Here is a 23,145-nt window from a genome sequence, read left to right as displayed (position 1 = left end):
GTGCGAATGTAAAAAAAACGCAACTTTTCATTGACGTCCAGTGGTAAAAATTGATACACGTAGAGTAAAGCACAAGCAGAGAATTTGATATGCAGCACGTAAGCCACCTAGTAATGACCACAACCATTATTATTACCGACATTAACATTGTTGGGGCAGGCTGCTAAGTAACGGATTTTAAAAAAAAGGCCTGTATCCAACAAGATACAGGCCTTTTTTTGTACCATTTTTATGACTTATGGAGAAAGGGATGCGCGTTTTAAAGTTTGGAGGTTCATCATTAGCTGATGCAGATCGTTTTTTACGAGCGGCTGATATCATCGCTAATAATGCCCAGCAAGAAGAGCTAGCCGTTGTACTATCGGCTCCAGGAAAAACAACCAATAAGTTGGTCGCTGTTATTGAAGCTGCACTGAAAAATGGTGAAGCTGACGCACAGATTACAGAGATCGAATCTTCATTTAACACACTGTTTGCAGAGATCAAAGCGGTCGTGCCTTCTATCGATGGTGCCGCGTTTCAAGAGCAGGTGGATACCTCTCTTGCTCAGCTAAAGCAGTTCGTGAATGGCATCAACCTACTTGGTATGTGCCCGAACCACGTTAATGCTCGCATCATCAGTAAAGGTGAGCGAATCTCTATCCAGTTAATGAAAGCGGTACTGGAAGCGAAAGGCCAACCAGCAAGCCTGATTGACCCTGTCCAATACCTATACGCTAAAGGCGATCACCTTGAAGCTATGGTCGATGTGGATGTCTCTACTCAGAACTTCCAACAATCTCCACTTCCTAAAGGTCACGTTAACATCATGCCTGGCTTTACTGCGGGTAATGAAAAAGGTGAGCTAGTCACACTAGGTCGTAATGGTTCTGACTACTCAGCGGCTGTGTTAGCGGCGTGTCTACGTGCTGATTGCTGTGAAATCTGGACTGATGTCGATGGCGTTTACAACTGTGACCCACGCTTAGTTGATGATGCTCGTCTGCTCAAGTCTCTTAGCTACCAAGAGGCGATGGAGCTTTCTTACTTTGGTGCTTCGGTTCTACACCCGAAAACCATTGCTCCTATTGCGCAATTCCACATTCCTTGTCTGATCAAAAACAGCTTCAACCCACAAGGCGCAGGTACTTTGATTGGCCAAGACACTGGCGAAGATAACCTAGCAATCAAAGGTATTACGACGCTAAGTGACCTAACCATGGTTAACGTATCAGGCCCAGGCATGAAGGGCATGGTAGGTATGGCGAGTCGTGTATTCGGCGCGATGTCTTCTGCTGGCGTTTCTATTGTCCTTATTACTCAATCTTCTTCTGAGTACAGCATCAGCTTCTGTATTGAATCGGCTGATAAGGTGAAAGCGAAACAAGTGTTGTCAGACGCGTTTGAACTTGAACTTAAAGATGGCCTGTTAGAGCCGGTTGAGTTCATGGATGACGTTGCGATTGTAACGCTGGTGGGTGACGGTATGCGCACTTCACGTGGCGTAGCATCTCAGTTCTTCTCTTCTTTAGCTGAAGTGAACGTCAACATTGTTGCTATTGCTCAAGGTTCTTCAGAGCGCGCTATTTCAGCGGTTATCCCTGAAGACAAAATCTCTGAAGCAATCAAAGCGTGTCACGAGAACCTATTTAACTCTAAGCACTTCCTAGATGTATTCGTTGTGGGTGTCGGCGGTGTTGGTGGCGAGCTTGTTGACCAGATCCAACGTCAGCAAGGCAAACTGGCTGAAAAAGGCATCGTGATTCGCGTATGTGGTTTAGCAAACAGTAAAGGTTTGTTGCTAGACAGCGATGGTCTACCGTTAGAGCAGTGGCGTGACCGTATGTCGAGTGCGACTGAAGAGTTCAGCCTAGCGCGTTTAGCGGCTTTGGTTCAACGTAACCACATCATCAACCCAGTATTGGTTGATTGTACGTCTAGCGAAGGTATTGCGGCGCAGTACGCTGATTTCCTAGCGGCTGGTTTCCACGTAGTAACACCAAACAAGAAAGCAAACACAGCAAGCATGGCTTACTACCATCAGCTTCGTGAAGTTGCACGCAACTCACGTCGTAAGCTGATGTACGAGACAACAGTAGGTGCAGGTCTACCGGTCATCGAAAACCTACAGAACCTTATCTCTGCAGGTGATGAACTTGAGAAGTTCAACGGCATTCTTTCAGGTTCACTGTCTTACATCTTCGGCAAGCTTGATGAAGGTATGACACTGAGCCAGGCAACCAATATTGCAAAAGATAACGGCTTCACTGAACCGGATCCTCGAGATGATCTATCTGGTATGGATGTGGCGCGTAAGTTGCTTATTCTTGCTCGTGAAGCAGGCATGGCGCTTGAACTTGAAGATGTTGAAGTAGACCAAGCTCTGCCACCGGGTTTTGATGATTCAGGTACGGTTGAAGAGTTCATGGCTCACCTACCAGAAGCGGATGCTTACTTCAAAGAGCAGTCAGCTATCGCAGCAGAAGAAGGTAAAGTACTTCGTTATGTGGGTGAAATCGCTGAAGGTAAGTGTAAGGTTCGTATCGCTGCTGTTGATGGCGACGACCCAATGTTCAAGATTAAAGATGGCGAGAACGCATTAGCATTCTACAGCCGTTACTACCAACCAATCCCTCTAGTACTGCGTGGCTACGGCGCGGGTACTGAAGTAACAGCTGCTGGCGTATTCTCTGATGTGATGCGTACTCTTGGTTGGAAATTAGGAGTTTAAGAATGAGTTCAAGTGATATGGATGTTGTCGTTTATGCTCCTGCATCAATCGGTAATGTCAGTGTAGGGTTTGATGTGCTGGGGGCCGCTGTGTCTCCAGTGGATGGCACGCTGCTAGGTGACCGAGTTATGGTTAAAGCCGGTGATGAACCATTCTCACTTAAAACTGCAGGCAGCTTTGTTTCTAAGCTGCCAACTGAAGCAAAAGAAAACATCGTTTACGACTGCTGGGTGGTGTTCTCGAGAGAGCTTGATAAAAAAGGCGTTACGCTAAAGCCTTTAGAAATGACACTAGAAAAGAACATGCCTATCGGTTCAGGTTTGGGTTCTAGTGCATGTTCAATCGTCGCGGCACTGGATGCGCTAAACCGTTTTCACGGTCAGCCCCTGAATGAAACTGAACTGCTTGCTCTGATGGGTGAAATGGAAGGCAAGATTTCAGGTGGTATCCACTACGATAACGTTGCGCCATGTTACCTTGGTGGTGTGCAGCTCATGCTTGAAGAGCTAGGCATCATCAGCCAAGAAGTACCGTGTTTTGACGACTGGTACTGGGTAATGGCTTATCCGGGTATTAAGGTTTCAACGGCTGAAGCGAGAGAGATCCTACCATCTCAATATCGTCGTCAGGATATTATTGCTCATGGTCGTCACTTAGCGGGCTTTATCCACGCGTGTCATTCAGGTCAACCTGAACTGGCGGCGAAGATGATCAAAGACGTGATCGCTGAACCATATCGTGAGAAACTGCTTCCAGGGTTTGCTGATGCTCGTAAATACGCGCTGTCAGCTGGGGCACTGGCTACTGGTATTTCTGGTAGTGGTCCAACTCTATTTAGCATTTGCAAAGAACAAGATGTCGCCGAGCGTGTTGCACGCTGGTTAGAACAAAATTACGTACAAAATGAAGAAGGATTCGTTCACGTTTGTCGCCTAGATAAGCAGGGTTCGATCGTTACAGGAAGTGAGTTATGAAACTGTACAACATCAAAGAAAATGATGAACAAGTCTCTTTTGGCCAAGCCGTTCGTCAAGGCTTAGGCCGTAATCAAGGTCTATTTTTCCCATCTGAACTGCCAAAGTTTGATGATATCGATGCGCTGCTAGCAGAGGACTTTGTCCCTCGTAGCTCAAAGATTCTGTCAGCATTGATTGGTGATGAATTACCAAAAGAACAGATCGACCAAATGGTGGATGCAGCGTTCCAATTCCCTGCACCAATCAACCAAGTAAAAGACGGCGTTTACGCGCTTGAGCTTTTCCACGGTCCAACACTGGCGTTTAAAGATTTCGGTGGCCGCTTTATGGCTCAATCTTTAGCAGCTGTTTCTGATGGTGGTCAAATCACTATCTTAACGGCAACATCAGGTGATACTGGTGCGGCGGTTGCGCATGCTTTCTACGGCATGGAAGACATCAATGTTGTGATTCTTTACCCGAAAGGCAAGATCAGCCCACTGCAAGAGAAGCTGTTCTGTACGCTTGGCAAGAACATCCACACTGTGGCGATTGATGGTGACTTTGATGCGTGTCAGGCTCTAGTTAAAGACTCATTTGATGACGCTGAACTGCGTAAAGAGATCGGTCTTAACTCGGCAAACTCGATCAACATCAGCCGTTTAATGGCTCAGATCTGTTACTACTTTGAGGCGGCTTCTCAGCTGACTAAAGAGCAACGTGAAAACCTCGTTATCTCTGTACCAAGTGGTAACTTTGGTAACCTAACGGCTGGTCTATTGGCTAAAGCGCTAGGTCTACCTGTTAAGCGTTTTATCGCAGCAACTAACGAAAATGACACTGTTCCTCGTTACCTAGAAACAGGTCAATGGGATCCAAAACCGACTGTTGCGACAACATCGAACGCGATGGACGTAAGCCAACCAAACAACTGGCCTCGTATCGAAGAGCTTTGCCAACTGAAAGGTTGGGGCTTAGATACACTAGGCAAAGGTAAAGTATCTGACGAGCAGAGCGCTGAGTCAGTTCGCGACCTAAAAGCACAAGGTTACCTATGTGAACCACATGGTGCGATTGCTTACCGTCTACTGGAAGAGCAACTGCAAGAGAACGAAACTGGCTTGTTCCTGTGTACAGCACACCCAGCGAAATTCAAAGAAGTGGTTGATGACATCCTAGGTTCTGATATCGAACTGCCTGGCCCGCTAGCAAAACACGCGGCGATGGAATTGTTGTCTGAAGATCTTGATAACGATTTTGAAGCGCTAAAAGCTGTGCTTCGTCGAGTTCAACCGTAACGTCCATTTGTTTTTCGAACAAATAAAAACGGCGCTCAATGAGCGCCGTTTTTGTATTCTAATTTAAGCTCTAAAAATTATAGAGACTCAGTGAACGTACGTGCGATAACGTCACGTTGCTGTTCAGTTGTTAGAGAGTTGAAACGTACAGCGTAACCCGATACACGGATAGTTAGCTGTGGGTAGTTCTCTGGGTGAGCAACAGCATCTTCTAGCGTTTCACGCTTAAGAACGTTAACGTTTAGGTGTTGGCCACCTTCGATGCGTGGTGCTGCTTCGATTGCAACTTCACGGCTTTCGTACTCGCCTAGGTCTGCAGCTGAGATAACTTGGTCAGCTTCGAAACCTGCAGTAGCAACAACACAACGAGCTTCATTCTTCTCGCTATCTAGTAGCCAGATTGAGTTTAGTAGGTCATCGTTTGCTGCTTTAGTAATTTGAATACCTTGGATCATAACTATCTCCTAGTCCACTGAATGTGGTTTGATTATGGTGTTAACTTTCGATTTTTATTGAGCTGGGTAATATATACCTAATATTAGTAAGGTTAACATTGATTTAAGTCAAAAAACAACCAAAAACCATATTTTTACAAAGGTGATTATATTGAGGTAAATCAATAAAACCTTTGAAAACAAAGTAATTACAAAATATTTTAAAGTATAAAAAATATTTAACAGTCATATTTGTGGTAAGTTTACTACATTTGTTGTGTTTTTATTGAACTACAACCGATACGACCCTTTATTTATTAAGCATTCTGAAAGTGTAAAGTGATTTAATGACAAACAATAATTCATCCTCAAAACCGGAAACAAATATTAAGTTTATTGGCGCTCATGTCTCGGCTGCTGGTGGAGTTGATCAGGCGCCTATGCGTGCACGTGAAATTGGCGCCAATGCGTTTGCACTGTTTACCAAGAACCAGAGACAGTGGGCGGCAAAACCGCTAGAAGCGAAAACCATTGGTGCCTTTAAAGCTAATTGCAAAATGTTGGGCTTCGGTGCTGAGCACATTCTTCCTCATGACTCCTACCTTATTAACCTAGGAGCACCAGAAGAAGAGAAGCTAGAGAAATCACGCGCGGCTTTTATTGATGAAATGGAGCGTTGTAATCAACTTGGATTAACGCTTTTGAATTTTCATCCTGGGAGTCATTTAAAGAAAATCTCAGAAAGCGAATGTTTGGCGAAGATCGCTGAATCGATCAACCTAGCTCATCAAGCGGTACCTGACGTAATCGCAGTGATCGAGAATACGTCTGGGCAGGGCACTAATCTGGGTTGGAAGTTTGAACATCTAGCAGAGATTATCGAACAGGTAGAAGATAAGTCACGTGTTGGTGTGTGCTTAGACACCTGCCATACGTTTACTGCTGGCTATGACTTACGTACAAAAGAGGCGTGTGAGCATACTTTTGCTGAGTTCGACCGCATCGTGGGTATGCACTATCTAAGAGCAATGCACATCAATGATTCAAAAGCTGAGTTCGCGAGCCGAGTCGATCGACACCATTCTTTAGGAAAAGGCGAAATTGGCTGGGATTGTTTTGAGTATATTGCCTCTGATTCTCGCTTTAATGGTATCCCTCTTATCTTGGAAACCATTGATTCGACGATCTGGAAAGAGGAAATTCAACAACTTAGAATGTTTCATCGCTCAGCAACGCTAGCGAGCGAACAAGCGTAATAATAGAGGGGGAAATTTATTTCCGTCTATTTCTAAAAATTGGCACCTTTCTTTCATAGTATTAAAGTGAATATGTAGTTCACGATGTCTTAGAGGAGGTGCCTTTATGTATTCAATCACCCAAACTTCAACTATTGCTGTCGCACGCCGTTTACCTACACCAAACCGTCACGTGCATAACCACGGCCACCATCGTACACAGCAGAAAAGTGGTTAATCGAGATAAGCACAACTTGAACTGATTATTATGATTCATCAACAAGTGAACCCTACACATCATGTTTATTGATAGCTGTATGAGGTATAACTAGAGCCTTATTTAGGACAGTTAGCCGATACAGCTATTTTTTTGTCTGGCGAAAGCCGCTAGAAACCTTGATGATTGGGAAGTAAAACGATGACCGCACCAAAGACTTGGGAATCCATTATTAATGATGAACGTGATAAAGAGTACTTTCAGAGTGTCCTCGCGTTTGTTGAACAGCAACGTAATAGTGGTAAAACCGTCTACCCGCCACAAGAACAGGTGTTCAGTGCCTTTGATATGACGCCTTTCGAATCCGTGCGAGTGGTTATCTTAGGGCAAGATCCTTATCACGGTGCTAACCAAGCTCACGGCTTAGCATTCTCAGTGCTTCCTGGTGTGAAAATCCCACCTTCTCTACGCAATATGTACAAAGAGCTTGCACAAGATATAGAGGGCTTTGAGATTCCTAGTCATGGTTATCTCGATTCTTGGGCATCGCAAGGGGTGTTGATGTTGAACACAGTCCTTACAGTCGAAGAGGCAAAAGCACACTCACATGCTAAGTGTGGCTGGGAAACCTTTACCGATGCCATTATTGCTGAGCTCAATCAGCGCTCTGAACCGATCATCTTTTTGTTGTGGGGCGCACACGCCCAGAAGAAAGGTCAAGCGATTGATGACGACAAGCATCATGTATTGGTTGCACCTCACCCATCGCCATTATCGGCACGCCGTGGATTCTTCGGTTGTCAGCATTTCTCTACAACCAACAAGCTGCTTTCTTCTATGGATCAACAACCTATTGACTGGCGTTTACCAACAGAAGTGTAGGTTGGTGGTTTTCTGAGCAGGGTCAAATCATAAATCAGCATATTCGTATACACTTATAAATAGTAGGTGTAATGGAGTGCAATACTATGATGATTGAAAGGATAAGACGAGAGCATGGCTATATGGCTCGTTTACTCGCGATACTCAACAGTAAGTTAGAGTTTCTGAAACAGGAGCGAGAAATAAACTATAGCCTGATCGCAGAGGTGGTTCATTACCTTATGAACCATTCAGACAAAGTGCATCACCCTAAAGAAGACGTCATTTATCGCTACTATCTTAAGAAATATGGCAGCGAGCAAGCGATTGAAGACTTGGAGTTAGAGCATCAATTGCTTTCTGAGAAAACGGCGGACTTTTTAGGTTTGGTCGATATGATCCTTCAAGATGCGGTGGTTCCTCAGCAAGTCTTTATTGAGCAGCTTGAAGCGTTTGTTAAGGCTCAGCGAAAGCACATGGAATATGAAGAGAAGCATGTGCTACCCATGATTGTTGAGGCGTTCACGGTGAAAGATTGGCAAGAAGTGGAGTCTCAATGGCTTCAACCGGAAGATGACCCTGTTTTTGGAGAGACCATCGCCGATCAATATCGCCAACTCGCGGCTCGGGTTCGACAAAATGAACAAGAGTGTGTTTAGCCCGTTGTAATGTTGAGGTGCACCTATTTTAGGTGTCCTCTATATTAGAGGGTTGGTTTCCAAATGGCGCTTTGAGCGGATTAACTACCTCAAAAAATAAAAAAGGCACCTATATAGGTGCCTTTTGCTATCTGATTTCTTATCGTGCTGATTAAAGTTTTATATCGTCAAGGCTAAAATCAAGACCTAGGTTCATCTCTCTCAGCTCTTTCTCAAGCTGCCTACGATCGTTGATGGCTTCGATTTCACGCCACTTACGCTTGAGTGGTTTCGAGCGTGATTTTTGAGTTACACGAGGCATTTCTAGTTCTGATACTTCATCGAATTGAAAGCTATCCATAAGCCATATCTCCTTCCGTGGGACTAGTTCTTACGAACCAATAAATATCATATTTAGGTTCACAATAACTTTGATTTGTTTCTCATTTGTTTCAAATACATGAAGCTTTTGTTCTATTTTCTTATGCATGCTCACACATTGTGAGAATTATTATGTATAAAAAACAGGCAAACAAACCTAAGTAAACGATTAAATTGGGGGTTATTGAATGTTAATTCATTGTGCGAATGGAATAGCGTTTTGACTACAATGCATTGAAGTGCACATGGTGCCGTGCGGTATAGGGATCTCATTGGCCTAGAAAAAAACGAAGATCTTCACTATACCTTGTAAAACCTAGGCTGACGTCATTTTTATAGGATGGTGTTCTTGTTGGGGTAGTGCCGTGGCTGTTGTTGATATTATGTCCCGATAATGTGACTTTTATTGGGCTGCATTGTTGAAAGTTGTGTTAACAAAAGGTGTGTTATTAGTGAAATGTCATTTTAATATAAGTGTATTTGCATATTGATTTTTAGGCCGTCTCGCTGCATTATCCGCCCGTCAAAAAATACACTGATACGTAAAATGGATGCATGAAGCGACATTTACAGTCTCAATCGCCGCAAGAATATAACAAGAGTGCCGACACAACATTGACAGAGGCATAGGCGATTAAGAGGAAGGCTAGGAAGCATGATCGGTGCTTAAACTCAATTACGAGGTTCACGTGACAGACTTAATCAATTTGATGAACGATCTCCTTTGGGGATCTATCTTAGTTTACTTACTGGTTGGTGTGGGTATCTACTTCACTGTACGACTAGGCTTCATTCAATTCCGCCATTTCGGCCACATGTTCTCTGTTCTTAGAAACAGCCGTAAAGCAGACAGTGCTGGTATCTCTTCTTTCCAAGCTCTTTGTACTAGTCTCGCTGCTCGTGTAGGTACGGGTAACATGGCAGGTGTTGCTGTAGCACTAACCGCTGGTGGCCCTGGTGCTATCTTCTGGATGTGGCTAATCGCAATGCTAGGTATGGCAACATCGTTTGCAGAAAGCACACTGGCACAGCTATACAAAACGCGTGATAACGACGGTAACTACCGCGGCGGCCCTGCATACTACATGGAGAAAGGCCTAGGCATGCGTTGGATGGGGGTTCTATTCTCTATCTTCCTCATCATTGCATTTGGTCTTGTATTCAACGCGGTTCAAGCGAACGCGATTGCAAGCGCAATGAATACGGCATTCGACCTTGAGCGTAGCTACGTTGGTGTTGGTATCGTAATCATCTCTGCGTTCGTTATCTTCGGTGGTATCCGTAAGATTGCACGCACAGCAGAAATCATCGTTCCAATCATGGCATTGGCTTACCTAGCGATCGCTATGTACGTGATGTTCGCGAACATCGAGAAAGTGCCTGAAGTACTGGCTCTTATCTTCAAGAGTGCATTCGGTCTGCAAGAAGCAGCAGCGGGTGGCCTAGGTTACGCAATCGCACAAGCGATGATTAACGGCATCAAACGTGGTTTGTTCTCGAACGAAGCGGGTATGGGTTCTGCGCCAAACGCAGCAGCTTCTGCTACGCCTTACCCACCGCACCCAGCATCACAAGGTTACGTGCAAATGCTAGGCGTGTTCATGGATACCATTGTTATCTGTTCAGCAACAGTCGCAATCATCCTGATGTCTGGTGAGTATGTACCACACGGTGAAGTAACGGGTATCGAACTAACGCAACGTGCACTAACAGCACAAGTGGGCGAATGGGGCGGCATTTTTGTAGCGGTAGCGATTTTCTTCTTCGCTTTCACTTCAATCATTGCAAACTACTCGTACGCTGAAACGAACCTTATCTTCCTTGAGCACAACAACAAGAAGGGCCTAGTGCTGTTCCGTATCGTTGTTCTGGGTATGGTTATGTTCGGTTCTCTAGCGACGTTACCAACGGTATGGGCACTGGCTGACGTATCGATGGGCCTAATGGCGATTGTTAACTTGGTGGCGATTATCCTGCTATCAGGTATCGTGATTAAGCTAGCGAAAGACTACAACCGCCAACTAGACGCGGGTAAAGTACCAACATTCGATTCGAATGACTTCCCAGAGCTTAAGTCTCAGCTGGAAGACGGTATTTGGGACAACAACAAGAAGTAATCTTGTTGGAGCGATAAACGGCTCATCCTAAAGTGATTAGAAAGGCTAAGGTTTCGACCTTAGCCTTTTTGTTTGCCTGTCATTTGTCTCATTCTGTCTATCGAAGCTCATTCTCCCTATCGAAGTAATAGGAAGAGTCATAAAGACAAGTTGATGTTTTTTCTATACTCTAGCAGCATCCAGTTAGATAACCGATTAGGGTAAAGTTATGTTAGTTGTCGTTTCTCCAGCCAAAACACTTGATTACGAATCACCATTAGCGACGGAACGCTTTAGTCAGCCTGAGTTTGTTGAACACTCTGCTGAGCTGATTGAAGAGTGCCGCAAACTGACGCCAGTAGATATTTCTGCACAGATGAAAGTCAGCGATAAAATCGCAGGGTTGAACGTAGCGCGCTTTGAGCAGTGGAGCGAGACCTTTACCCAAGACAACGCACGCCAAGCAATCCTAGCCTTTAAAGGCGATGTATACACTGGCCTAGACGCTGAAACGCTATCGGATGAAGATTTTGACTACGCACAAGACCACCTGCGCATGCTTTCTGGGTTATATGGCTTGCTTAAGCCGTTGGATTTGATGCAGCCATACCGCCTAGAGATGGGTACACGCTTAGCCAATGCTCGTGGTACTAACTTGTACCAGTTCTGGGGCAACATCATCACAGACAAGCTCAATGAAGCGTTGAATGCTCAAGGCGACAATGTGTTGATCAATCTAGCGTCGAACGAATACTTTAAAGCCGTGAAGCCGAAGAACTTGGATGGCCAAGTGATTACCCCTGTATTCAAAGACTGCAAGAACGGTCAGTACAAGGTGATCAGTTTCTACGCGAAGAAAGCGCGTGGCATGATGGCTCGCTACATCATCGAGAACAAAATCGACTCGGTTGAGGCGCTGACCCAGTTTGATACGGCGGGCTACTACTTCGTTGAAGAAGAGTCGAACGCGAAAGAGCTTGTCTTTAAGCGCGAAGAGCAAAACTAGTAGTCCTTGGCTAACGAGTAGCTCTCGGTTTTAGCCTGATAACAGACCAGATAGAGAAAAGCCCCATGCAGCGAACTGCATGGGGCTTTTTTATTGAATCGTTGAAGCTGGTAGATTACTTCTTCTTTGCTGCTTTCTTTTTCTTCGCGATTTTTTTCGTCTTCGCGATTTTTTGTTTCTCTACCGCTTTCTTATCTTCTTTCTTCGGCTTCTTCTTCTTAGTCACGGCCGCTTTCTTATGCGTAGGGCGCATGCCTTCAATAAAGCGTTCTTTGATTGGTTCGTCTGTGTAACGAGCCACACGCTCAATCATTAGTTGATCGTGCGCTTCAATGATAGAAACCGCGTTACCTTTTTTACCAGCACGAGCAGTACGGCCAATACGGTGTAGGTATACGTCAGCAGTACGTGGCATGTCGTAGTTGATTACGTGGCTTACGTCTGGAAGGTCGATACCACGAGCAGCAACGTCAGTCGCTAGTAGTACGTTTACAGAGCCGTCACGGAAACGAGCAATCGCGTTGTTACGACGATCTTGAGGCATTTCACCTTGGATCCACGCACATGGAATTTGCGCGCTTTCAAGTTGAGCTCGTAGATCACCTAGACGATCACGCGTCTTCAAGAATACGATGCTGCGCTCAGCTTGCTCTGTGATGACGTGCTTTAGGATGTTTAGCTTGTGCTCTGCCGTGTCTGCACGGTGGTACCACTGAGTGATCTTCTTACGCTCACGAAGTGATGATTTCGCATCGATCTCCGCTGGGTTTTTAAGTAGATCTTCAGTGAAGCCTTCAATGCCTTTACCTTCTAGTGTTGCTGAGAACAGTAAAGTTTGTTTACGCCAGCGACACTCTGCAGACAGACGGTCAACAACAGGACCAAAGCCCATGTCTAGCATGCGGTCGGCTTCATCTAGAACCAGCCATTCAATCGCACGACAGTCAAAACGCTCGCCTTCAATGTATTCCATCAAACGGCCAGGTGTTGCTACTACGATATCTTGAGTGGTACTTAAGATATCTGCGTGCTCTTGGTACATCACACCGCCCGTGATCGTGAAGATATTTAGGCTGGTGTATTTAGCAAGCTCACGTGCTTGTTCGGTGATCTGCATTGCTAGCTCACGCGTTGGCGTCAGGATAAGCATACGTGCAGGGCCAGATTTCTTACGTGGGAAATCCAGTAGGTATTGCAGTGCTGGCAATACAAATGATGCTGTTTTACCAGTACCTGTTGGCGCAGAAGCCAAAACGTCTCTTCCATCTAACGCTTGTGGGATTGCTTCAGCTTGTATCTGTGTTGGACGTTCGTAGCCCATTTCGTCAATTGCTTTAAGCAGCTCTTGGTTTAGATCGAGTTCTGCAAAGGTTCTGATCACTGTTGTTTCTCCACAAGCAATAAATGTTTCTGCCTCAAAAAGCAGACGATAAAAAAGAGTAGTCGGACATTATAGAAGCATTAGTGATTAGGATCACATGGTATTTGCTACATCTTGAGATAAAAATCTTTAGTGAGCGCAATAAATGCTTCGCTATAACCACCTTGATGGTGAATTGTAAGCGATTCGCGCTGCAAATCTTGCTCGCAAGCAGGATCTTTAGATAACTCGAATAAAATTCGGCTAGCTGGCTTTTTATCTGTTGTTTTTACATCAAGGCGTTTTGCTAGATACCAACCACATTGCTCGGCAAGCTTGATAAAACCTTCCCCCTCAGGCGTCGGTAGGATGAAACTGGCAGTCGCGGCGTCGGTTGTTATCTCGAAACAACGCTGGGCAAGCGCTAAATGATCCAAGCTGTCGGTGTGCCTGGCGGTGGCTCTTTGGCTTTGCTGCGCCTGTTCTCCAGAGTTGAAGTAGGGCGGGTTACAGATGATCGCATCAAACCTTTGTGGAAAGTCGGCTGTTAACACGCTGCCGTGATCAAGGGAGATACGATTTTGCCAAGGCGACTGTTCAATATTGACAGTGGCAGCATCAATAGCGTGTTGATCAATATCTATCGCAGAGATTGAAGCATCTTCAAAACGCTGCGCAGCCATCAAAGCCAGCAGACCTGTCCCGGTTCCAATATCGAGTACACATGATCTTTGTGGCAGGCTTACCCACGCGCCAAGTAATACGCCATCGGTACTGACTGGCATACCGCTTTTCCCGCCGTAAATTGAGAATTGCTTAAAATTGAAGCTTTTAGTTTGCACTGTTTTGTCTTTCATTAATGTTCTGAGTATCGAGATATTTTAAGTGATTAGCTCTAATGTTAACCGCTTGTATGAGTTAATGTTCTGCTTGAAAAAATATTGTTGTGCATTATGGTTAGTTTATAATTGTGGCTATTTTTCTATAGCTAGTGGAATCCACTGCTTTTTGTTCTCATATGCAAATTTATATGGTGTTTTTGTGTGGTGACTTGCAGCTAGCCAGTTGTTTCGTCATTATGCGCGACTATTTTATAGATTGATTGGCAGCTTTGAGCTGTAACATTCATGTAAGCACAACATAAATTCATAAATATAATTAAGGATTATCTGTGAAACAGAGTCTAAAACTAACAGATATAATGGCATTGGGCTTTATGCTTTTTGCGTTTTTCTTGGGTGCGGGTAACATCATCTTCCCTCCTCTAGCTGGCCAATTAGCCGGTGATCACTTCCTTCCAGCGATGTCTGGTTTTCTGCTGACTGCCGTTGGTCTGCCCTTAATCACTATCGTCGCGGTCGCAGTGGCTGGTGGCTCTTGGGGTCACTTAACTAAAGATCTTCCTAAGAAAGCAGCAACCATCATGGCTGTACTGATCTTTATTATTATCGGTCCTGCATTTGCTGCACCGCGTACTGGCCTTGTTGCCTATGAGATGGCGGTGAAACCGTTCTTCATCGATGCCTCTCAAGCTCACCTAACTCTCTTTTCGATTGCATTTTTTGTAGTAGCGATGTTCTTCTCATGGTCGCAAGGTAAGCTTATTGACGTCATTGGTAAGGTACTAACACCTGCACTGTTCGTTGGTTTGGTTGTACTGGCGATCGCTGTATTCGTTAACCCTCAAGGCGACGTTCTTGCGGCTCACGGTGAGTACATCACTCAACCACTGACCAAAGGTTTCCTTGAAGGCTACAACACCATGGATACTTTTGCTTCTTTGATGTTTGGTATGCTGATTGTTGATGCGATTCGTAGCAAGGGCATTACTGACCGTGCAGCGACGACTAAGTACCTAATTAGCGCGGGTTGTATTGCCGCAGCGGGTCTGGCGTTTGTTTACATCTCTCTATTTTTCCTAGGCGCAACAAGTGCAACAGTCGCAGCTGGTGCAGACAATGGCGGTGCTATTTTAAGCCTATACGTTCAATCGTTGTTTGGTCCTTCTGGTCAGCTAGTGCTTTCTGTGATCGTACTATTAGCATGTCTAACTACGGCGATTGGCCTTGTGTCAGCATGTTCTGATTACTTCAGCTCGCTAACGCCTCTGTCTTACAAGACTTGGGTAATCATCAATGGTGTAGCTTGTGCAACCGTTGCGAACGTTGGTCTTTCTCAACTGATTTCTCTGTCTGTTCCAGTACTGTTTGCACTGTACCCAGTCGCTATCGCGTTGGTTGCTCTGACATTCTTACGTAGCCGTTTCCCTAATCCAAAAGCGGCTTACCGCGTAGTGGTATTAGTGTCACTGCTGTTTGCTCTTATTGATGGCGCTAAAGTAGCGGGTGTAGACGTGTCTGCACTTAAGATGCTGCCACTGTTTGAGATCGGTATGGGTTGGTTGCTTCCAACAACGGCTGCAATCATCTGTATGTTCTTTGTTGGCAAGTCAACAGAACAAGAGATGGCTGAAGAGACTGTTTAATCTTCCGTTGAGATTAGATTGTCCTTCGAGATGAAATAGAAAAGGCCTCATTACTTCGCAGTAATGAGGCCTTTTTGTATTCTGTGGTCTTTTTATATCCAGCTAGTTACTTGGTTAGCTACTTAGCCGGGAGTACTTCTGTTTGGTTATAGCTTTTCGCTGTACTCAACCAGTACTTGCTCAACCCAGCTTGCGATACGGTCGTCGCTTAGCTCGTATTGTGAATCTTCATCAAGCGCCAAACCAACGAATTGAGATTTGTCTTCGGTTAACGCTTTAGACGCTTCGAACTCGTAGCTGTCATCGTTTGGCCAGAAGCCAACAAACTCTGCACCCGCGGTTTTCAGTTCATCATGCAATAGACCCATCGCATCTAGGAACCATTCGCCGTAGCCTTCTTGGTCACCCAAACCAAACAGAGCCACAACCTTGCCTTTCATAGGCGTGGTTGCGATGTCTTCCCACAGTTCATTCCAATCTTCTTGGATTTCACCGAAGTCCCAAGTCGAGATGCCCAGCAATAAAAGGTCGTAGTCCGCCATCAATGAAAGAGGGCTTTCTTTCACGTTATGGATATCAACTAGGTCTTCACCAATAATGCCGCGAATTTTCTCTGCTGCCATTTCTGTGTAGCAGGTGGTTGAGCCGTAAAATAATCCAATTTTCATAGCAAACGTTCGATTTTAATTTCAGATGGCGAATTCTAACCATAAATCGACTTCGATTGCAGCGATTATCCGCTCAAGTCGTAATTTTTATGGCATTCATATTTGCTCTGGCATACTCTCAAAACAGTTTCCAATATTGTGAGTAACACTATGCAGTCGCCTCAAGGGCAGAGCGCAGACCACGGTCTCGTTGAGCAGTTTTTAGATGCTATGTGGATGGAGCGAGGATTATCGGAGAATACGCTTGTCTCGTACCGTACCGATTTGTCCAAGTTATTAGCGTGGATGGAAAAGAACAATTACCGCCTCGACTTCATTAGCCTTTCAGGTTTACAGGATTATCAAGGCTGGTTAGCCGACGCCGATTTTAAGCAGACCTCTCGTGCCCGTATGTTGTCGGCGATTCGTCGCTTGTTCCAATATTTGCACCGCGAGAAAATCAGAGGCGATGATCCAAGTGCCTTGTTGATCAGCCCGAAGCTGCCGCAACGCTTGCCGAAAGATTTGAGCGAAGAGCAGGTTGATGCTTTGCTCGATGCGCCAGATCCGAACGATCCGATTGAGCTTCGCGATAAGGCGATGCTTGAGTTACTCTATGCAACCGGTTTGCGTGTGACAGAACTGGTTAGCTTGACGATGGAAAACATCAGCCTAAGACAGGGCGTGGTGCGTGTTATTGGTAAGGGTGGCAAAGAGCGCTTAGTACCAATGGGCGAAAATGCGGTGGATTGGATAGAGACTTTTATTGAACAAGGTCGTCCACATCTACTTGGCGAAAACAGTTCTGATGTGGTTTTTCCGAGTAAACGCGCCAAGCAAATGACCCGTCAGACGTTCTGGTATCGTATTAAGCACTACTCGGTCGTCGCTGGGATCGATACAGAGCTGTTGTCACCACACGTATTGAGACACGCTTTTGCGACGCATTTACTGAACTATGGCGCAGATCTCAGGGTCGTACAGATGTTACTTGGGCATAGTGACTTATCGACAACCCAAATTTATACTCACGTGGCGACTGAAAGGCTCAAGCAAATTCACGCGCAGCATCACCCACGTGCTTAAATCCATTTATTTTTAAGGTGAACTTAATGAGCGTATTACGCCGTCTTCCTCTACTAGCGCTTCCTCTTATGATTACTGCATGTAATGCATCAGAAGCGAAAGTAGAAACAACATCAACAGCCGTAGAAGCTGCTCCAGCTCAAGCTATTGATACAGCTGCGTTAACTAAGCGTTTTGAAAAAATCGGTATTAAGGTCGATAAGATTGTGCCTTCGGATATCGATGGTCTTTTAGAAGTTCAAACCAACAGCGGCATTATCTTTTCTTCTCCAGAGGGCGATCACTTTCTAGCCGGCACTCTTTACTCTTTGGATGAAAACGGAAAGTTCAGTGATGTTTTGGCTGAGCGTCAAGCTCCGCTGAATGCTGAAAAAGTGGCAGCGATGTCGGATACGGTTATTGAATACAAAGCCGATAACGAAAAGTATGTTGTGACGGTATTTACTGACATTACGTGCGGCTACTGTGTTCGTCTGCACAGCCAAATGCAAGGCTACAACGATTTGGGTATCACCGTTCGTTACATGGCTTACCCACGCCAAGGTGCGACAGGGCAAGTTGCCGATCAAATGGCAGCAATCTGGGCGTCAGATGATCCAAAAACAGCGATGCATGACGCTAAAGTAAACCGTCAAATGCCAGCGTCTGGTAAAGACCTAGCAGAGCAAAAGCAGATCATTGCTAAACAATACCAACTGGGTCGTGAGCTTGGCATCAATGGCACACCGGCTATCGTGCTAGCAAGTGGTGAGTTGGTGAGTGGTTACTTACCGCCAGCACAACTTCTTCAACGTTTAGAGCAATAATCTCGTTTTCTGTATTGCCAATTTATCCCCCATGTTTTTGATTTAAGGAGTGGCCTGATTGATATCGGGCCCATTTTTATATGATAGAGATCCAACGCCGTCCTGAGGTCGACATTTCAGTCTTACCTGCTCACTTACCTGACTTGTTAAAGCGCATTTATGTGAGTCGTGGAATCGACAGTGCCGACCAACTAGAGACAGCAGCGAAAGGCTTGCACTCTTATCAAAAACTGGGCGGCATTGATGCTGCGGTTGAGCTGTTGTTCAAAGCTATTCAGCAGCAAAAACGCATCATCATTGTTGGTGACTTTGATGCCGATGGCGCGACCAGCTCGGCGCTGTCTGTTTTAGCGTTACGTATGCTCGGCAGCTCTAACGTCGACTATCTGGTACCAAACCGTTTTGAAGATGGTTATGGCTTGAGCCCTGAGGTTGTTGAACAGGCAATCGAGCTTGGTGCTGAAGTGATCATGACGGTCGACAACGGTGTATCTTCAATTGAAGGTGTTCGCTTTGCTAAAGAGAAAGGGCTAGAGGTTCTGGTTACCGATCATCACTTGCCGGGCAATGAACTGCCAATGGTCGATGCGATGGTTAACCCAAACCTTGAAAGTTGTGCTTTTCCTTCGAAAGCCCTAGCGGGGGTTGGTGTCGCTTTTTACCTGATGATGGCATTGTGTGTTCACATGCGTAAATTGGGTTGGTTTGCAGAGCGCGGCATGACAGAACCTAAGTTGATGGAACTGATTGACCTTGTGGCGCTGGGTACGGTTGCCGACGTGGTTCCACTCGATGAAAACAACCGAATTTTAGTTCATCAAGGTTTGCAACGTATTCGTGCGGGTAAAGCTCGTCCGGGCATTCAAGCCTTGATCGAAATTGCTAAGCGAGACGCTAAGCGTTTGGTGGCGTCTGACTTTGGCTTTGCTCTTGGTCCTCGTATCAATGCAGCTGGTCGATTAGACGACATGTCTTTTGGTGTTGAGCTGCTAATGAGTAACAACATCCATGCGGCTCGTCGAATGGCGAGTGAGTTAGATGGCTTGAACCAAACACGTAAAGAGATCGAAGAGGGTATGAAGCAAGAAGCGATGGCTTTTTGTGAGCGCCTTGAATTTGGTAAAGACGACCTACCTTCTGGCTTGGCACTATTCCAACGTGATTGGCACCAAGGTGTGATTGGTATTTTGGCTTCGCGTATCAAAGACAAATACCACCGCCCAGTGATTGCGTTTGCAGATGGCGGCGAAGGCAGTATCAAAGGTTCATGTCGTTCAATTCCGGGTCTGCACATGCGTGATGCATTGGACCGAATTGATACTCAAAACCCTGGCTTGATTCTTAAATTTGGTGGCCACGCAATGGCGGCTGGTTTAACCATCATGGAAAAGGACTTTGAACGCTTCAGCAAGCTGTTCAATGATGTGGTGAAGAATGAACTTGGAGAAACAGCACTGAAGGGCATTATCTTGTCTGATGGTGAGCTGTTACCAGAAGAGTTCTCGATGCACACCGCTGAAACGCTGCGTTCAGGTGGCCCGTGGGGACAAGCTTTCCCTGAGCCAATCTTCGATGGTGAGTTTAAAGTGCTGCACCAAAAGCTGGTGGGTGAAAAGCACCTTAAGCTGATGCTTGAGCCGCTCTACAAAGGCCACCCAACCAATGTGATGATTGACGGTATTGCCTTTAACGTCGACCTACGTCGCTGGCCTGATGCATCAGTAAAAACCGTTCATCTTGCATTTAAGCTCGATATCAACGAATTTCGCGGCAACCAATCGTTGCAGCTGATGATTGATCATATCGAAGCCAAATAGTGATTTTGGGCTCAATAATGCTCATCATATAGTGCCAAATTCAACAAGCTCTGTTCAAAAACAGGGCTTGTTTTCCTTCCTGCCCTTACAAAATTTACGTGTTTTTTATGCCTGTCAATTTTATATCCCATTAAGTTGTTGAATCTTGGTTCACCACTCTAAAAAATTCTGTATCTCCGTCACACTTTTGAGTACAATTCTTCGGTTAAATTCTACTCATAAATGATGAGCTAAAATGTTTGAAATCAATCCTATAAAAAACCGTCTGCAGGATGTGTCTGAGCGCACAAATATCCTGAGGGGGTATCTTTGACTATGACGCTAAGAAAGAGCGTCTAGAAGAAGTAAACGCAGAATTAGAACAACCGGATGTATGGAACGAACCTGAGCGTGCTCAAGCGCTAGGTAAAGAACGTTCTGCATTGGAAGCGGTAGTAGAAACGATCGACCAACTTGACCAAGGTGTTGAGGATGTTGATGGCCTATTAGAGCTTGCGGTTGAAGAAGAAGATCAAGAAACGTTCGATGAAATTGAACCAGAACTGGCCGAGCTTGAAGCTAAGCTAGAGAAGCTGGAATTCCGTCGTATGTTCTCTGGTGATCACGATGCATCAGATTGCTACATCGATTTACAGTCAGGTTCGGGCGGTACAGAAGCTCAAGACTGGACTTCAATGATGTTGCGCATGTACTTACGTTGGGCAGATTCGAAAGGCTTCAAGACTGAAGTTATCGAAGTGTCGGATGGCGATGTTGCTGGCCTTAAAGGCGCAACGGTACGTATTTCTGGTGAGTATGCTTACGGTTGGTTACGCACAGAGACTGGTGTTCACCGTCTAGTTCGTAAGTCACCATTTGATTCAAGTGGTCGTCGTCATACTTCATTTGCATCTGCGTTTATCTATCCTGAGATTGATGACAACATTACGATCGACATTAATCCTTCTGACCTACGTATTGACGTATACCGTGCCTCTGGCGCTGGTGGTCAGCACGTAAACACCACGGAATCAGCGGTACGTATTACTCACGTTCCGACTAACACTGTGGTTCAGTGTCAGAATGACCGTTCGCAGCATAAGAACAAAGATCAAGCGATGAAGCAGCTACGTGCTAAGCTTTTTGAACTTGAGATTCAAAAACAAAATGCTGAAAAACAAGCGAGCGAAGAGACGAAATCAGACATCGGTTGGGGCAGTCAAATCCGCTCTTACGTGCTGGATGATTCTCGTATCAAAGATTTACGCACCGGCATCGAAAACCGTAATACTCAAGCGGTTCTTGACGGTGACTTAGACAAGTTTATTGAAGCTAGCCTGAAATCAGGTCTGTAAGCTTTATCAACTATTAAGCTTTACCAATAATATTGGTAAAAATGCCTATATTTGCAAAAATATAGCGGTCCAAATTTTAAAAGCAGGGTACATCTCTAATGACTGATGCTGTTCAAAACGAAAACGCACAAGAAGCTTCTTCACCTGAAGAGAACAAACTAATCGCTGAGCGCCGCAGCAAGCTGGATCACATCCGCCAAAACTGCAAAGCTAACGGTCACCCAAATGACTTCCGTCGTGAGCACCTAGCTGGCGATCTTCAAGCGGAATTCGGTGAGAAGACTAAGGAAGAGCTAGAAGAGCTTAACCACATCGTTGCGATCGCTGGTCGTGTTATGGCGAAGCGTGGTCCATTCCTTGCGATTCAAGAAACTTCTGGTCGTATCCAAGCATACGCAGCGAAAGACGTTCAAAAAGTACTGAAAGAGAAGTACCAAGGCCTAGATATCGGTGACATCATCGGTGTTAAAGGTGCGCTTCACAAATCAGGTAAAGGCGACCTTTACGTGAACATGGAAGAGTTTGAATTGCTGACTAAAGCACTTCGTCCTCTACCAGAGAAGTTCCACGGTCTAACTGACCAAGAGATGCGTTACCGTCAGCGTTACGTTGACCTAATCGTGAACGAAGATTCTCGTAATGCATTCATCGTGCGTTCTAAGCTTGTATCTTCAATCCGTAACTTCATGAGCGCGAAAGGCTACCTAGAAGTTGAAACGCCAATGATGCACGTGATCCCGGGTGGCGCAACTGCACGTCCGTTCATCACTCATCACAATGCACTAGACATCGACATGTACCTACGTGTTGCACCAGAGCTTTACCTTAAGCGTCTAGTGGTGGGTGGTTTTGACCGTGTATTCGAGATCAACCGTAACTTCCGTAACGAAGGTCTATCTCCACGTCACAACCCAGAATTCACAATGATGGAATTCTACCAAGCGTACTCTGACTACAAAGACCTTATGGATCTGACAGAAGAGATGCTAAGCACGGCAGCAATGGACGTTCTTGGTTCTACTTCTATGCCTTACGGTGACGAAACGGTTGAGTTCGGTGGCACTTACGCTCGCATGAGCATGTTCGATGCAATCAAACACTACAACCCTGAGCACGCTGAGATTCAAGCGCTAACAGAAGCAGACCTACAAGACCGTGAAAAGATGGTTGCTATCGCAAAATCTGTACACGTAGACGTAGAAACGTTCTGGACATGTGGTCAGCTTCTAGAAGAGATCTTTGGTGAAACGGCTGAGCCTCAGCTAATTCAACCAACGTTCATCACTGGCTACCCAGCGGACATCTCTCCTCTAGCTCGTCGTAGCGATGACAACCCGTTCTTCACAGACCGTTTTGAGTTCTTCATCGGTGGCCGTGAAGTTGCGAATGGTTTCTCTGAGCTTAACGATGCACAAGACCAAGACGAGCGTTTTAAAGCGCAAGTTAACGCGAAAGACGCGGGTGATGACGAAGCGATGTACTACGATGCAGACTACATTACTGCACTAGAGCACGGCCTACCGCCAACAGCGGGTCAAGGTATCGGTATCGACCGTCTAGCAATGCTATTTACAAACACGCACACAATCCGTGACGTGATCTTGTTCCCGGCAATGCGTCCACAGGCGTAATTCTCGCTTATAGGGCGTAACAGCCTATGTAATTAAAAAGCCACTGAAGAGTGGCTTTTTCTGTTTTGGGGCTTCAAAACCTAGTCTGTACCGCACTCTTGATTCGAAAAATCGTTATTTCTGACATAGTCTTACTATTGAGACATA

Annotated in this window: 19 protein-coding genes and 1 other annotated feature; of the genes, 14 read left to right on the top strand and 5 right to left on the bottom strand. The window is 45.4% G+C overall.

Features of this window, described 5'->3' with window-relative positions; all coding sequences use genetic code 11:
* Nucleotides 1-102: 102 nt before the first annotated feature.
* Nucleotides 103-221, top strand: a sequence feature (Thr leader region).
* A gap of 29 nt (nt 222-250) precedes the next feature.
* Genes thrA through thrC form a run of 3 tightly spaced genes read left to right on the top strand, consistent with a single transcriptional unit; the run spans nt 251 to nt 4,964 of the window.
* Nucleotides 251-2,710, top strand: coding sequence for a bifunctional aspartate kinase/homoserine dehydrogenase I (thrA, locus tag LMH68_RS05445; protein ID WP_229647459.1), 2,460 nt, complete (start codon nt 251-253; stop codon nt 2,708-2,710).
* A 17-nt stretch (nt 2,711-2,727) separates the two neighbouring features.
* Nucleotides 2,728-3,684, top strand: a complete 957-nt coding sequence (gene thrB, locus LMH68_RS05440) for a homoserine kinase (RefSeq protein WP_032545653.1) — start codon at nt 2,728-2,730, stop codon at nt 3,682-3,684.
* Nucleotides 3,681-4,964 carry a threonine synthase gene (gene thrC, locus LMH68_RS05435; RefSeq protein ID WP_017059314.1) on the top strand — a complete coding sequence of 428 codons (1,284 nt, stop codon included), beginning with the start codon at nt 3,681-3,683 and terminating at the stop codon, nt 4,962-4,964. The genes thrB and thrC overlap by 4 nt, the downstream gene beginning before the upstream one ends.
* A gap of 77 nt (nt 4,965-5,041) precedes the next feature.
* Here thrC and grcA read toward each other — a convergent pair whose 3' ends face one another.
* A complete protein-coding gene (grcA, locus tag LMH68_RS05430; RefSeq protein WP_017059315.1) occupies nt 5,042-5,419 on the bottom strand; it encodes an autonomous glycyl radical cofactor GrcA in 378 nt (125 codons plus the stop codon).
* Between the two features lie 326 nt (nt 5,420-5,745).
* On the opposite strand from grcA, the gene nfo reads away from it, so the two are divergent.
* From nfo to LMH68_RS05415, 3 genes are all read left to right on the top strand, one after another.
* Nucleotides 5,746-6,654 (top strand): deoxyribonuclease IV, encoded by a 909-nt coding sequence (nfo, locus tag LMH68_RS05425; protein ID WP_017059316.1) that lies wholly within the window; start codon nt 5,746-5,748, stop codon nt 6,652-6,654.
* A 397-nt stretch (nt 6,655-7,051) separates the two neighbouring features.
* A complete protein-coding gene (ung, locus tag LMH68_RS05420; protein WP_017059317.1) occupies nt 7,052-7,732 on the top strand; it encodes a uracil-DNA glycosylase in 681 nt (226 codons plus the stop codon).
* An 86-nt stretch (nt 7,733-7,818) separates the two neighbouring features.
* Nucleotides 7,819-8,370: a hemerythrin domain-containing protein gene (locus tag LMH68_RS05415; RefSeq protein WP_229647458.1), complete on the top strand. Its 552-nt coding sequence runs from the start codon at nt 7,819-7,821 to the stop codon at nt 8,368-8,370.
* Nucleotides 8,371-8,521: 151 nt separating this feature from the next.
* On the opposite strand, the gene LMH68_RS05410 is transcribed toward LMH68_RS05415, so the two are convergent.
* Entirely contained in the window at nt 8,522-8,710 is a 189-nt protein-coding gene (locus tag LMH68_RS05410; protein WP_017059319.1) for a DUF3545 family protein, read from the bottom strand.
* 709 nt (nt 8,711-9,419) lie between these two features.
* Here LMH68_RS05410 and LMH68_RS05405 point away from each other — a divergent pair.
* Nucleotides 9,420-10,847: an alanine/glycine:cation symporter family protein gene (locus LMH68_RS05405; protein ID WP_032545312.1), complete on the top strand. Its 1,428-nt coding sequence runs from the start codon at nt 9,420-9,422 to the stop codon at nt 10,845-10,847.
* A gap of 208 nt (nt 10,848-11,055) precedes the next feature.
* On the top strand, nt 11,056-11,832 hold the full coding sequence (gene yaaA / locus LMH68_RS05400) for a peroxide stress protein YaaA (RefSeq protein WP_229647457.1): 777 nt from the start codon (nt 11,056-11,058) through the stop codon (nt 11,830-11,832).
* 115 nt (nt 11,833-11,947) lie between these two features.
* Here the strand turns inward: yaaA and srmB are convergent, their stop codons facing one another.
* Both srmB and LMH68_RS05390 read right to left on the bottom strand, forming a co-directional pair.
* Complete coding sequence (gene srmB / locus LMH68_RS05395) at nt 11,948-13,213, bottom strand: ATP-dependent RNA helicase SrmB (protein ID WP_229647456.1); 1,266 nt, start codon at nt 13,211-13,213, stop codon at nt 11,948-11,950.
* Between the two features lie 107 nt (nt 13,214-13,320).
* Nucleotides 13,321-14,049 (bottom strand): tRNA1(Val) (adenine(37)-N6)-methyltransferase, encoded by a 729-nt coding sequence (locus tag LMH68_RS05390; RefSeq protein ID WP_017059324.1) that lies wholly within the window; start codon nt 14,047-14,049, stop codon nt 13,321-13,323.
* Between the two features lie 314 nt (nt 14,050-14,363).
* Here LMH68_RS05390 and brnQ point away from each other — a divergent pair, with 314 nt between their 5' ends.
* Nucleotides 14,364-15,677 carry a branched-chain amino acid transport system II carrier protein gene (gene brnQ, locus LMH68_RS05385; protein ID WP_136973918.1) on the top strand — a complete coding sequence of 438 codons (1,314 nt, stop codon included), beginning with the start codon at nt 14,364-14,366 and terminating at the stop codon, nt 15,675-15,677.
* 146 nt (nt 15,678-15,823) lie between these two features.
* Here brnQ and fldB read toward each other — a convergent pair whose 3' ends face one another.
* Nucleotides 15,824-16,345: a flavodoxin FldB gene (gene fldB / locus LMH68_RS05380; RefSeq protein ID WP_017062875.1), complete on the bottom strand. Its 522-nt coding sequence runs from the start codon at nt 16,343-16,345 to the stop codon at nt 15,824-15,826.
* 150 nt (nt 16,346-16,495) lie between these two features.
* On the opposite strand from fldB, the gene xerD reads away from it, so the two are divergent.
* From xerD to lysS, 5 genes are all read left to right on the top strand, one after another.
* Entirely contained in the window at nt 16,496-17,410 is a 915-nt protein-coding gene (gene xerD / locus LMH68_RS05375) for a site-specific tyrosine recombinase XerD (RefSeq protein WP_017059327.1), read from the top strand.
* A 26-nt stretch (nt 17,411-17,436) separates the two neighbouring features.
* Nucleotides 17,437-18,216 (top strand): thioredoxin fold domain-containing protein, encoded by a 780-nt coding sequence (locus LMH68_RS05370; protein ID WP_017062874.1) that lies wholly within the window; start codon nt 17,437-17,439, stop codon nt 18,214-18,216.
* 80 nt (nt 18,217-18,296) lie between these two features.
* Nucleotides 18,297-20,033 (top strand): single-stranded-DNA-specific exonuclease RecJ, encoded by a 1,737-nt coding sequence (recJ, locus tag LMH68_RS05365; RefSeq protein ID WP_017059329.1) that lies wholly within the window; start codon nt 18,297-18,299, stop codon nt 20,031-20,033.
* A 235-nt stretch (nt 20,034-20,268) separates the two neighbouring features.
* Nucleotides 20,269-21,367 (top strand): peptide chain release factor 2 gene (prfB, locus tag LMH68_RS05360; protein ID WP_100208942.1). Its coding sequence is split into 2 segments (ribosomal slippage): nt 20,269-20,343 and nt 20,345-21,367, totalling 1,098 coding nucleotides; the frame shifts between segments, so codons are not numbered across the junction.
* 98 nt (nt 21,368-21,465) lie between these two features.
* The gene (gene lysS, locus LMH68_RS05355) at nt 21,466-22,998 is read left to right on the top strand and encodes a lysine--tRNA ligase (RefSeq protein WP_017059330.1); all 1,533 of its coding nucleotides are present in this window, start codon (nt 21,466-21,468) and stop codon (nt 22,996-22,998) included.
* The last annotated feature ends 147 nt before the right edge of the window (nt 22,999-23,145 follow it).

Origin of the sequence: Vibrio sp. F13 (assembly GCF_020806305.2) — a bacterium.
GTDB lineage: Bacteria > Pseudomonadota > Gammaproteobacteria > Enterobacterales > Vibrionaceae > Vibrio > Vibrio crassostreae_C.
The sequence above is the reverse complement of the archived record's forward strand: the minus strand, read 5'-3'. Positions and strand labels throughout refer to the sequence as shown.